Source organism: Methylomonas sp. (assembly GCF_023228165.1).
Classification (GTDB): Bacteria; Pseudomonadota; Gammaproteobacteria; order Methylococcales; family Methylomonadaceae; genus Methylomonas.
In genome coordinates, this window is sequence record NZ_JALOBS010000001.1 from 170,473 (window position 1) to 182,519 (window position 12,047).

Below are 12,047 nucleotides of genomic sequence, written 5' to 3' on the forward strand. Positions count from 1 at the left end.
TTGAGTCAGTATGCAGCTCAAGCTGTTGCGGCAGTATTGCCAAGCCATTTAGGGCTGTCAATTACCTTATAAAGAAACAGATTAATTCATCCTGGTTTATAAGTTGCTCTGGTTACGTGTATTATCCAAGTTTAACGACAGCTCTTGCCGCATTGCCTCTAACTCAGTATCTTTAAAAGCTATCACCATGACCATTATCACCTGGAATGACCAACTCAATGTTGGGATATCAAAAATAGATCTACAACATCAAAAGCTAGTCGATATCCTGAACCAATTGGATGAAGCCGTTGCCTTGGGATACAAACACAAAAAAATCCTGCAACTGGTGGATGAGTTGGTTGAGTACACTCAATATCACTTTAGGGATGAGGAACAGCTGATGCAAGAAGCTAGTTTGGATACGCTCCACTACAATAAACACAAGCTCGAGCACGACGAATTCATCAAAAAAGTAACCCAAGAACGGCAGATGGCTATCGACAACCCGGATGCGGTCTCCAATGTTTTATTGGACTTTTTAGTCGCCTGGCTGATGGATCATATATTGTATTCAGACAAGCAAATGGCGCTGGCCTTGAATCACGCCCCGATAGTGAATGATGTTGAACTCCGCAAACAGCAAGCCGATATCATGCATAGCAATTTGTATTCAGCTCTACGGGAGAGTGAAAAACGCTTTAAAGAGCTGGCCGACCAGCTACCTGCGCTGATCTGGATTACCAACACCCAGCATATCCCTATCTTTTGCAACCGGTTTTGGGTAGAGACCTTCAGTCTTCCCAAACAAAAGATCACGATGGACAACTGGCATAGCGCCATTGACCCTGACGATATTGAACGGGTTAAACAGGCTTACCAGAAGGCCAGCACGGAACTGTGCGAGCAACAAATTGAATACCGTCTGAATCGGCCAGGGAAAAGCACGTTTTGGATGTTGGAAAAAATTGTCCCGCGCATCCGGGCAAACGGGCAGATAGCGGGGTTGATGGGTTTTGGCATGGATATCAGCCTGCGGAAACAGGCGGAAGCACAACTGGAGATTTTAGTCGATCAACGCACGCAACAATTGCAAGTAGCCAATCAACATCTGGAAACTGAAAAAGACCAACAAATTGCGCTGAATCAGCAATTAAAGGAAGTGCAAAGCCATCTCGTGCAGTCCGAGAAAATGGCCTCCTTGGGTCAATTGGCCGCTGGAGTCGCGCATGAAATCAATAACCCCCTCGGCTATATCTATTCCAACCTTAATACCCTAAAACAATATATTCAGGATTTATTAAGAATTGTAGAGTCGGGACAACAATTGGCGAATCATCTGCCTGCCGATGATTCGGCCGTAGTGGAGTTTCAGCAGCTGCAACAGTCGGTTGATCTGGATTTCATGAAAGACGACATCCCCGACTTAGTTCAGGAAGCTTTGGAAGGCGCGACCCGAGCCAAAAAAATCGTCCAGGATTTACGCGACTTTTCCCGGATAGACAAACAAGATAAGAGTCCGTTTGATCTGGAAGCCGGCATAGACGCTACTTTGAATATAGTTAACAACGAAATAAAATATAAAGCGGAAGTGGTAAAAGAATATGCCGGCATCAAACCGTTTGTCTGTGTCGGCAGCCAAGTCAATCAGGTGATTTTAAATTTACTGGTCAATGCCGCTCAGGCCATTGAAGAATTCGGCAAAATTTACATCCGGACCGGTTGCCAACCCAACTGGGTTTGGTTTGAAGTGGAAGACACCGGCAAGGGAATTCCGCCGGCGATTCAGTCTAAAATATTCGACCCTTTTTTTACCACAAAACCGGTGGGAAAAGGTACCGGGCTGGGTCTGTCACTTTCGTATAAAATCATTCAGGATCATCAAGGAAAAGTTGATTTGCAATCCACCGAGGGCAAAGGGACCAAGTTCAGAGTATCTTTGCCAATTCTATAATTAGAACCTGGGCTTGACCGTCATGACCGAAACCATTCAAATGCCGCCGGCTAATCTGCTGTTTGTTGACGATGAGCCCAATATCCTTAAATCCCTGAAACGGCTATTTCGAGGCGCGGAATATAATGTCTTATTGGCGGAAAATGGGCAGGCAGGCTTAAAAATATTAACCGAAAATCCTATCGATCTCATCATATCCGACATGCGTATGCCGCAAATGGATGGTGCGGAATTCTTATCCCGGGCAGCTGAGAGCTGGCCCAATATTACCCGAATTTTATTAACCGGCTATGCGGATATGGAATCCACCATCAATGCGGTCAATAAAGGCAAAATATACAGTTATTGCAGTAAGCCTTGGGAAGATAACGAGCTGAAAATCCTGGTCAATAATGCGTTGGACCAAAAGCGCTTACGGGACGAACGGCAGCAGTTGTTTAGCATCATCGAACAGCAAAATCTGGAACTGAAATCATTAAACGACCAACTGGAGAATAAAGTCCAACTCCGCACAGAGCAAGTTAGACTCTCGCTGCAAAAGCTTGACGGTGCCCATAACGCGTTAAAAAAACAATTTACCAACACTATTAAAACCTTTGCCCGCATCATTGAGATGCGCCCCGGCATCAAAAGCGGCCATTCCAAATACATTGCCGAAAACGCCAAAGAGCTCGCCCAACGCCTGAACATGACGGCCGACGATGTCAAAGACATTTTGTATGCCGGCCTGCTATTGCAAATAGGCAAAATCAGTTTACCGGACGATTTACTCAGACAGCCTTTAACCGACATGACCGCGGCAGGCAAAAAACGCTATCTACACCATGGTCAGGAAGGCTGCAATTTATTAAATGGCATCGATCAACTCAAAAATGCGGCCGAGTTAATCCTCTACCAACACGAAAATTTTGACGGTTCCGGTGAACCGCGCGGCATGTCAGGCAGCCAGATCCCTCTAGGATCACGAATTTTAGCCGTGGTGCGTGACTACATCAGCAGTCTGGACGGCTTTATCACCGGTACCGCATTAAGCACTGAAACCGCCCAAAAACGCTTATTGCTGAAAAAAGGCAGTCTGTATGATCCTGCAGTTGTGGATCTATTCCTGACCTTGCTGTCCGAATCACACATCGAAGACGAGCGTCCGGTAATCGACATTTCCTGGACGCAATTACAGCCCGGCATGGAAGCCGTTGAGATCATCCACAACGGCATGTTGTATTTAAAGGACCAGATATTAAGCCAAAGCCATATCGAGAAAGTCCTCGAAATGCGTAGTCACAGTAAAGATCTGATCTTACGAGTGCGCGTTTAGGTGTTGGGGCCTATTCAACGCCATAGCGCTTGAACAAATAACGGATACTTTCCAGTCCATCCTCGATTGACCAGGCAACCGACTGCGTCAATAAATCCAGTAGAATGATGCCATTAACAGCCGCGTCCTCGCTAATCGCGGCTCTCAATCTGCGCGCCAGGGCTCGGTTGATAATTTGCAACTCTTTGTATATTCGCGTGAGTTGATCTAACTCCATGGTAAAGGATTTGCCGTCCTTATTCAGAAAATATTGCGCCAATAAAAACATGGAGGTGGTGCGATAAATGGTTTCCTCATCACTAGCCAGCGGCAAATGAAACCGCGCCATCGGCTTAAAAAATTCGGTGTGCGGACAGGCGCTGGTGGCCATGATCAAACCCAGTATCGAACTGATCGCGCGCCGTACGGTAGTCTCACCGCTAATGGTGCGCTCGGGAGTCGCGACCTCCAAAGTTAAGGTTTGATAAGACTTCATGGACCCGCACAATTCGATCAGCGGCACCAGATTAGCCGCGACAGGACAATGGGGCATCTCATTCTTAGAGAGCGGACAATTGCTACACTGCTGGTAATCTAGCGCCGCCCAGGCAGGAGGCGGTTTTTGTTCCGACGGGATAAAGCTGTTAGAAGTTTTGTCGATATTTATCGAAAATTCCAGGCGGTTATCATCCGCAAACGATAATTTGTATAAAAACACCCAGTTTGATTGGTCGGAATGTTCCAAAGTCATCATTTTAATTTATGCTATACGTTATAGAAAAACAAACTCGTCACTACCATGAACAATGAACCCGGCAACGTTTTGCTCGTCGATGATGAACCCAATATACTCAAAGCACTCAGGCGTGTATTGAAAAACTATTCAATCACCACAGCCAACAGCGGCAAGGAAGGACTGGCTCATGCTCGCACCACACCTTTTGATATCGTCGTTTCCGATTACCGGATGCCTGAAATGGATGGCATAATGTTTCTGGAAAAATTCATGGCTATTCAACCGGAAGCCATTCGGATCATCGTCACCGGTTACGCCGATCTTCAAGCCGCTCAGAAAGCCATCAACACTCTCGGGGTATTCCGTTTTATCAACAAACCCTGGAATAACCTGGAAATCCTCAATGCCTTGGAAAAAGGCCTCGAATTAAAACGGATATTACAGGAAAACAAAGCGCTTGCCGATCAAGTCAGACAACAACAAACCAAGCTTAACCAACAGAATGCCATTTTAAAAGCCTTGGAAGCCGAAGAACCTGGTATTACTAAAGTGAATTGGGCGCCGGACGGTTCCATCATCATGAATGAAGCGGACATTGATGACGACTTTAAGCTTTAACCGTTGCATTTACGCCGCACTTTACCCTTTCTTTTAAATTGATTCTGCCTGATGCGTGAAGAAAGTACGACCGAAGACCAAAAACTGGATATCCGGCAAATCATCACTTGGTTGGAAGCTGACGACATGCTCTCGGTGGCGGATTTTAAAAAATGCCGTCAATACGCGCAGGCCGGCATCAACAAACATAAACATCCGCTTAAAATCCTGGCCGAGTGCGAATTGGCCGATAAATCGGCCTTGGGCAAATTGCTAACCCAGGAAGACTTGACGCAATGGCTGGCTAAAAAACTCAATACGCCCTATTACTACTTCGACCCGTTACGTATCGACGTCTCCAAGGTAACGACCATATTCAGTAAAGCCTACGCAAGCAATTACAATATCTTGCCCATCAAAATCAGCGATGACGAAGTTGTTGTCGCCACTGCCGAACCGTTTGTGCAATCCTGGCAACAGGATTTGGCCAAAATGCATACTGGAAAAATCCGCTGCGTATTTTCCAACCCGGATGAAATCAAACGCTATCTGGATGAATTTTATAATTTTTCCCGTTCGTTAAAAGGCGCCAGTCATCAAACCGGCCAACCGGATAACAGCTCGGCGCAAAACTTCGAACAGTTAATCGAACTCAGCAAAAATGCCGATCTGGATGCCAACAACCAACATGTGGTAAATCTGGTCAACTGGCTGCTGCAATACGCCTTCGATCAACGCGCCAGCGACATCCACATTGAGCCGCGTCGCCTGCAAAGCAATGTCCGCTTCCGTATCGACGGTGTACTGCATCAGGTTTATCAGCTTCCGAAAAACATTATGAATGCGGTCTTGAGCCGCCTAAAGATTTTGGGCCGCATGAATATCGCCGAAAAGCGCCTGCCGCAAGACGGCCGCATCAAAACTCAAAGTTCGGGCGGCAAGGAAATAGAGCTACGTTTGTCCACGATGCCGACCGCCTTCGGCGAAAAACTGGTGATGCGGATTTTCGATCCGGACGTGCTATTGCGCGATTACGAGCAGTTGGGATTCAACAAACAGGAGATGCAGATATGGAATCACATGACCAGCCAGAGTCATGGCATCATTTTAGTGACCGGACCCACAGGTTCCGGAAAAACCACCACTTTATATTCCACATTGAAAAGGTTGGCTACGCCGGAAGTCAATTTGTGTACCGTTGAAGACCCTATCGAACAAATCGAGCCCAGCTTCAACCAAATGCAGGTACAAGCCAATATCGGCCTGGACTTTGCCAACGGCATACGCACATTGATGCGACAAGATCCGGATATCATCATGGTAGGCGAGATCCGGGACATGGAAACAGCCGAAATGGCCGTACAAGCTTCCTTAACCGGCCATCTGGTATTCTCCACCTTGCATACCAACAATGCCCCGGCAGCGGTTACCCGCTTGCTCAACATCGGCGTGCCGTCTTATCTGATCCAGCAAACGGTGCTGGGCATTATGGCCCAGCGACTGATAAGAGTGCTATGCCACTGTAAAGCGGCCGTTGTACCGGATGAACTGAAATGGCAAGCGCTGACAGCCCCGTTTAAAGTCGCGGCACCCCCAAAAATCTATCAAGCCGTCGGCTGCAAGATATGCCGCAATACCGGTTTTGCCGGCCGTATCGGAATTTATGAAATTTTTGAGAATAGCGCCTCTTTGCAGAAAATGATTGTAGAAGGGTGCGATGTAAATCAGTTACAAAAACAAGCCATCAAGGAAGGTATGCGGCCGTTACGGCTAAGCGGTGCCGAAAAAGTTGCCGCCGGCATGACCACTATCGAGGAAGTCATCCGCGTTGCCCCAGAGCGCATAGACCTATAACCCCACCTCGAATTATTCTAATTATTAAAAAATATTTCCATATCAAACAGTTAATAATAATCATAATTTTAATATAACATTAACTTGACCCCCGCACCGTCATACCCAACAATTAGAATACTCTAAAACTCTGCTGGAGAATGATATGGATCGGTCGCCTCAACTCATCTGGCTTATCAGCTTATTGTTGACTATCGGTTTTGCTCATGCCGATGAAATATTCCGGAAAAGTACAAACCCCACTCTATAGTCTTTATCACCAGCCGGCGGCTTTCAGGGACAAAAAATCAACCTCACCGGCAATTATGTTGCTACTCGTAAAGGCCAAGCCTACTTTGACCACCCTGAACTAACCGAAAAAAATTCGCCTCAATGATTTTTTATCAGCCGATACTAACCAAGGATTCGACCATGAAAAACAAACTTAAGCGTGTCAGCCAGTTATTAGGCGTTAGCGCGCTACTGGCCAGTAATAGTGTCTTGGCCAGTACCACATTCGGCACCTTAAGCAATTTCGACGTTTTTAACGACTCCACGACCGATAGCTATTATGGTTTTGAAATTGAATTGGAAGGCATCGATTCATCTTCCATTGCCAACTACAACGGCAATTTCTACACTTTTCAAAATTGGCATTACGGGTCCGGCCAAATAAGCTCTGCAAATGGCAGCACCATTGTCCGATATTACGATGGCGGCCTGCATAGTACCTCCCCCTTTACGTCCCCAATAGCCAATACCGGAGGCCACTCCTGTATCACTATTGACGGCTGCGAACATTTTGGTTTGGCACTAAACGGCACCCCGACCACATCCCGCTATTTTTGGCTGGACCAAGCAGGCAACCGTACCACGGCGGTAAACCTGATCGGCGCACCTATCATTAATGTGGTGCAGCCGGTAGCGCCAGCGCCGGGCCTACCCGCTCCGGCGCCGCAAGTGCAGTTTGTCATGGAAGCACCGGAGGCCCCGGAAGTACCTGAAGCCAATCAAAAGTTTTCCGACGCTGTTTGGGTTAAGGTCATAAAAACCGAACTCGACCTGGAGCACATGGCCAATTTGAATGATTTGATGGCGGATAATCCGGATAAAATTGCGGATGCGGAACACGACGGCGTGGAAGTCGAGTGGAAACTACTGCAACGACGCCTGGATGACCCTAACGGCGTTAACAATAAACTGGATAGCGGTTTACAAGCAGCCGGCGCCAACGCCGAACAGGTATTGAGAACGTATCAGTTTTTCGCTTTTACGGGTAGTTACGATCCCGAACATGAAGCCAAATGCGTCGAAACAGGTTCTTGTGAAGACGACTTACAAACCGACCCAGCCAATATTGAACGCTATGTAGGCAGACTGCTTGGCCAACAAATGGTCGCGGCCAATCTAAACGGCCCGATCGAATTTCCAGCCCAAGTGCCTCTACCTGGCGGCGCATGGCTGTTTGGCTCGGTTTTAGCGGGATTTACAGCTTTTTCGCGCCACAAACCGATCACTAAAAAATAAATCCGTAGTTAAAAACTAGGCTTTAGATATTTACTTCAGAAGAGAGGCAAAATTTTGGCTCTCTTCTAATTCCGCTTTAACAACCCTCCACCCGAAATAATAAAAAACACCGATTAATACTAAAAAATCACATTAATAATTGAACATAGTTTAATTTGTCTTTATAGTATCTCCAGCAAATTGTAATCCGTCTGCTAAGATGCGCCCTCAGGAGGCATACTATGTTAAAGATTTTTCTACACTGGCTACTTTCATTGTTATACCGGGTCAAGGTCATCGGCTTGGAAAATTACCATCAAGCCGGCGATCGGGTACTGATCGTGGCCAATCACACCTCTTTTCTGGACCCGTTGTTATTAGGTGTGTTTTTACCGGACAACATTACCTTTGCAATCAACACCCAAATTTCCCAACGTTGGTGGCTAAGGCCTTTCCTGCGTTTGTCCAAAGTATTCCCGATGGACCCCACCCATCCGTTATCGCTAAAAGCCCTGATTCATCACCTGCAAAACGACACCAAGACCGTAATTTTCCCGGAAGGCCGCATCACCGTCACAGGATCGATGATGAAAATTTACGACGGCACCGGCATGGTGGCGGACAAGTCCGGAGCGACGATTTTACCGATACGCATCGACGGGGCGCAGTACACCCCGTTATCCAAGCTAAAAAACATAGTACGCTTGCGGTGGTTTCCCCCCATCACCATCCATATTCTGCCGCCTACCCGTATCGATACCCATGGCGAATTCACCGGCAAAGCCAGACGCAAACACAGCGGCCATATTCTGTCGGATATCATGACGGAAATGATGTTTGCCACCAGCCATTATCAGCAAACCATTTTCGCCGCCTTATTGGAGGCCCGCAAAATTCATGGCGGCAAGCATACGGTGGCGGAAGATCTGGAGCGTCAACCGCTCAGTTACGACGCCTTGATCACTCGTAGCATTATCCTTGGCAAACTGGTCAAACCGTTAACCAGCGAAGCTGAAAATGTCGGCATCCTGCTACCCAACTCCACCAAAACCCTGAATGTTATTTTAGGCCTGCAACTGTTTAAACGGGTGCCGGCCATGCTGAATTATTCCATCGGTTCGGCGGGCATGGTCTCGGCTTGCACGACGGGTCAAGTCAAGGTTGTGCTGAGTTCCCGCAAATTCATCGAACTGGCCCACCTGGAGCAAGACGCAGCGGTATTGGCAGAACATGTCAAGCTGGTGTATTTGGAAGACTTGGCGGCAAACCTATCCGGCATCGACAAACTCAAGGCGTTCATCGAAGCCAAAACCGCCGATTATTGGTACAAAAGTTATGCCTACGATTCCGACGATGCCGCCGTGGTATTGTTTACCTCGGGCTCGGAAGGCGCACCCAAGGGCGTGGTACTGTCCCATGCCAACGTAATTGCCAATCACCAACAAATCAAGGCACGCATCGACTTCAACCCGACCGACGTGGTATTGAATTTTCTGCCGATGTTTCATTCCTTCGGCTTTACGGTCGGCACACTGTTACCGATATTGAACGGCATGACTGCCTTTTTTTACCCCTCGCCGCTGCATTTTGCCGTGGTACCGGAAATGGCCTACGAAGTCGGCGCTACCATTATGTTCGGCACCAATACCTTCCTGGCCGCTTACGCTAAAAAAGCCCATCCTTACGATTTTTTCAGTATGCGTTACGTAGTGGCCGGCGCGGAAAAACTGCAGGAAAGCACCCGGTCAATATGGCTGGACAAGTTCGGCATCCGGGTACTGGAAGGCTACGGCGCTACCGAAACTGCACCGGTGACCTCCGTCAACACCCCGATGGACTACAAGGCCGGCACGGTGGGCCGCTTCATGCCTGATATGCTGTATAAACTGGAGTCGGTTCCCGGGATCGAACACGGCGGCAAATTGCACGTAGCCGGACCCAACATCATGAAAGGCTACTTATTAGCCGACAACCCAGGGGTGCTGGTTCCGCCCTGCTCTCTGTATGGCGAAGGCTGGTACGACACCGGCGATATTGTAACCGTGGATGAAGAGGGCTTTATTCATATCCAGGGCCGCAGCAAACGTTTTGCTAAAGTCAGCGGCGAAATGGTTTCCCTGACTGCGGTGGAACAACTAGCCAGCCAAGCCTGGCCAAGCGCCCAACATGCGGTGGTGAGCCTACCGGACGCCAAAAAAGGCGAACAAGTGATTTTATTGACCACCCAACCCGCCGCCACCCCCAAACAATTGGCGGAAGCCTCCCCCGGCATCGCGGCCATTACCCTACCCAAAAAAGTCCTGGTGCTGGATAAGATCCCGGTATTACCCACCGGCAAAACCGATTACATTTCCGCTTCTCAGTTGGCGGATACACTTATCAATGCCGAGGCATAAATCAGTATGAGCAAACACATCTACCCTCTCCTGATTGCCCAATTTTTGTCTGCCTTTGCCGACAATGCCATTTTGTTTACCGTGATCGCCCTGGTCATGCAAACCGCGCAGCCGCCCAGCTGGTATATACCGGCGCTACAAAGCGTGTTTTTGATCGCCTTTGTACTACTGGCGCCCTGGGTGGGCGCGTTTGCCGATAATTATGCCAAATCGCGGGTATTAATTGTCGCCAACTTAATCAAAGCCGCCGGCGCGGGTTTGCTGTTGCTAAACGTTGAACCGCTGATTGCCTACTGCCTGGTCGGCGTGGGCGCCGCGCTATACAGCCCGGCCAAATACGGCATTTTGCCGGAACTGGCCGGCCATAATGGTTTGGTCAAAGCTAATAGCTGGATTGAAGGCTCGACGATTTTAGCTATTCTGACAGGCATGGTGGTGGGGGCCAAAGTTGCGGATTACTCCATTACCTGGGCTTTGATTGGTACGGTGGCGCTGTTTTTGATCTCCGCTGCCACGACTTTGTTCTTGCCGGTCAATGTCAGCCGCACGCCGGTGGCCGGTTCGAAAGTCTTATTGTTTTTTCGGGAGGTGCGAAGCTTTTTAGCCACTCCACGGTCGCGATTCGCGGTTTTGGGCGCCTCATTATTCTGGGCCGCGGCCGCCTGTGTACGGGTGATTATCATTGCCTGGGCGCCATTGGTGTTAATGTCGCATAACGCCAGCGACATCGCTGACCTGACCCTGTTTTTGGCCGTGGGCATTATCGTCGGCGCGGCCATGGTGCCGCATCTAATTCCGCTGGAACATCTGCGCCGGGCGCGCATCCCGGCCTATCTGATGGCGTTGATGATCATAGGACTGAGTTTTACCAACGAGGTGTGGTCGGCGCGCGCGGTGCTGTTATTAATGGGCACGGCCGGCGGCATGTTCATCGTACCTATCAATGCCGCCCTCCAGGAATTGGGGCAACAAAGTATAGGTAGCGGCGGCGCGGTCGCCATGCAGAATTTTTTCCAAAACGTAGCGATGCTGGTTTCGGTAGGTTCCTATACCTTTGCCGCTTCCCTGCAAGTCGGCCCGATTGCCGCCCTACTGGGTCTGGGCGGCTTGTTGTTCGCCGCTACTTTTTGGGTGGTACTGCGTTTGCCGGAAGCAGCGACTGCTTCCAACCCACAATAAAGTTATTTACCAGCAACCCCACGGTCACTTGGACATCTTCCGCGCCGACCCTGCCCAGACTACCGTTCAACGACAACACGCAAGCACCGTGCACGCCGCTCCATAAAGCCTGGGCCGCCTGATGAGCCTGCCCCACCTCGGATGGATTCGGTAACAGCCTGCGAAACGGCTCTTCCACTATCAAAAACATCGCGCGAGTTTTTTGTTGATACCATTCGGGCACCGGCGCATCTTTAATCGCTTCAAAAATCATCCGCCAGCGGTTGAAATGCTGATGGGCAAATTGTAAATAGACATTGGCCAAAGCCAGAATTTGCTGCTCGGCGGTTTCGCAAGGTTCAAGCCGGCGCAACTGTTCGGCCAATTCATCCAAGGCCCTACCCTTAACATGCATGATCACATCTTCCATGTTGGCAAACACCATGTAGATACTGCCCACCGTATAGCCGATTTCCATGGCCACTTTCCTGACTGTCAAGGCATGAAAACCTTCTTCAATAACGATGTTTTCTGCCGCACTCAGCACCATTTCCCGGATTTGTTCTTGAGTGTGTTCACTTCTTCTGGCCATAT

The 12,047-nt window shown here is 48.8% G+C and carries 9 protein-coding genes; 7 read left to right on the forward strand and 2 right to left on the reverse strand.

Annotated features, from left to right (window positions below):
* Positions 1–187: 187 nt before the first annotated feature.
* Both M0R33_RS00745 and M0R33_RS00750 read left to right on the forward strand, forming a co-directional pair.
* Complete coding sequence (locus M0R33_RS00745) at positions 188–1,933, forward strand: bacteriohemerythrin (protein ID WP_292563571.1); 1,746 nt, start codon at positions 188–190, stop codon at positions 1,931–1,933.
* Between the two features lie 22 nt (positions 1,934–1,955).
* On the forward strand, positions 1,956–3,248 hold the full coding sequence (locus M0R33_RS00750; protein ID WP_292563573.1) for an HD domain-containing phosphohydrolase: 1,293 nt from the start codon (positions 1,956–1,958) through the stop codon (positions 3,246–3,248).
* 10 nt (positions 3,249–3,258) lie between these two features.
* Here the strand turns inward: M0R33_RS00750 and M0R33_RS00755 are convergent, their stop codons facing one another.
* Complete coding sequence (locus tag M0R33_RS00755) at positions 3,259–3,981, reverse strand: hypothetical protein (protein ID WP_292563576.1); 723 nt, start codon at positions 3,979–3,981, stop codon at positions 3,259–3,261.
* Positions 3,982–4,026: 45 nt separating this feature from the next.
* Here M0R33_RS00755 and M0R33_RS00760 point away from each other — a divergent pair, with 45 nt between their 5' ends.
* From M0R33_RS00760 to lplT, 5 genes are all read left to right on the forward strand, one after another.
* Positions 4,027–4,581: a response regulator gene (locus tag M0R33_RS00760; protein ID WP_292563579.1), complete on the forward strand. Its 555-nt coding sequence runs from the start codon at positions 4,027–4,029 to the stop codon at positions 4,579–4,581.
* Positions 4,582–4,632: 51 nt separating this feature from the next.
* Entirely contained in the window at positions 4,633–6,414 is a 1,782-nt protein-coding gene (locus M0R33_RS00765) for a GspE/PulE family protein (protein WP_292563581.1), read from the forward strand.
* 411 nt (positions 6,415–6,825) lie between these two features.
* Positions 6,826–7,920, forward strand: coding sequence for a hypothetical protein (locus M0R33_RS00770; RefSeq protein ID WP_292563583.1), 1,095 nt, complete (start codon positions 6,826–6,828; stop codon positions 7,918–7,920).
* A 221-nt stretch (positions 7,921–8,141) separates the two neighbouring features.
* On the forward strand, positions 8,142–10,295 hold the full coding sequence (locus tag M0R33_RS00775; protein ID WP_292563586.1) for an AMP-binding protein: 2,154 nt from the start codon (positions 8,142–8,144) through the stop codon (positions 10,293–10,295).
* Positions 10,296–10,301: 6 nt separating this feature from the next.
* On the forward strand, positions 10,302–11,474 hold the full coding sequence (gene lplT / locus M0R33_RS00780) for a lysophospholipid transporter LplT (RefSeq protein WP_292563589.1): 1,173 nt from the start codon (positions 10,302–10,304) through the stop codon (positions 11,472–11,474).
* Here the strand turns inward: lplT and M0R33_RS00785 are convergent.
* Entirely contained in the window at positions 11,416–12,045 is a 630-nt protein-coding gene (locus tag M0R33_RS00785; protein WP_292563593.1) for a TetR/AcrR family transcriptional regulator, read from the reverse strand. The two genes, lplT and M0R33_RS00785, sit on opposite strands and share 59 nt — an antisense overlap.
* Between the last annotated feature and the right edge of the window lie 2 nt (positions 12,046–12,047).

Excerpts from the sequence above, each read along its gene's own strand:
- lplT (WP_292563589.1), top strand. The coding sequence starts at position 10,302 with ATGAGCAAACACATCTACCCTCTCCTGATTGCCCAATTTTTGTCTGCC.
- M0R33_RS00785 (WP_292563593.1), bottom strand. The coding sequence starts at position 12,045 with ATGGCCAGAAGAAGTGAACACACTCAAGAACAAATCCGGGAAATGGTG.
- M0R33_RS00760 (WP_292563579.1), top strand. The coding sequence starts at position 4,027 with ATGAACAATGAACCCGGCAACGTTTTGCTCGTCGATGATGAACCCAAT.
- M0R33_RS00775 (WP_292563586.1), top strand. The coding sequence starts at position 8,142 with ATGTTAAAGATTTTTCTACACTGGCTACTTTCATTGTTATACCGGGTC.
- M0R33_RS00745 (WP_292563571.1), top strand. The coding sequence starts at position 188 with ATGACCATTATCACCTGGAATGACCAACTCAATGTTGGGATATCAAAA.
- M0R33_RS00765 (WP_292563581.1), top strand. The coding sequence starts at position 4,633 with ATGCGTGAAGAAAGTACGACCGAAGACCAAAAACTGGATATCCGGCAA.
- M0R33_RS00750 (WP_292563573.1), top strand. The coding sequence starts at position 1,956 with ATGACCGAAACCATTCAAATGCCGCCGGCTAATCTGCTGTTTGTTGAC.
- M0R33_RS00755 (WP_292563576.1), bottom strand. The coding sequence starts at position 3,981 with ATGATGACTTTGGAACATTCCGACCAATCAAACTGGGTGTTTTTATAC.
- M0R33_RS00770 (WP_292563583.1), top strand. The coding sequence starts at position 6,826 with ATGAAAAACAAACTTAAGCGTGTCAGCCAGTTATTAGGCGTTAGCGCG.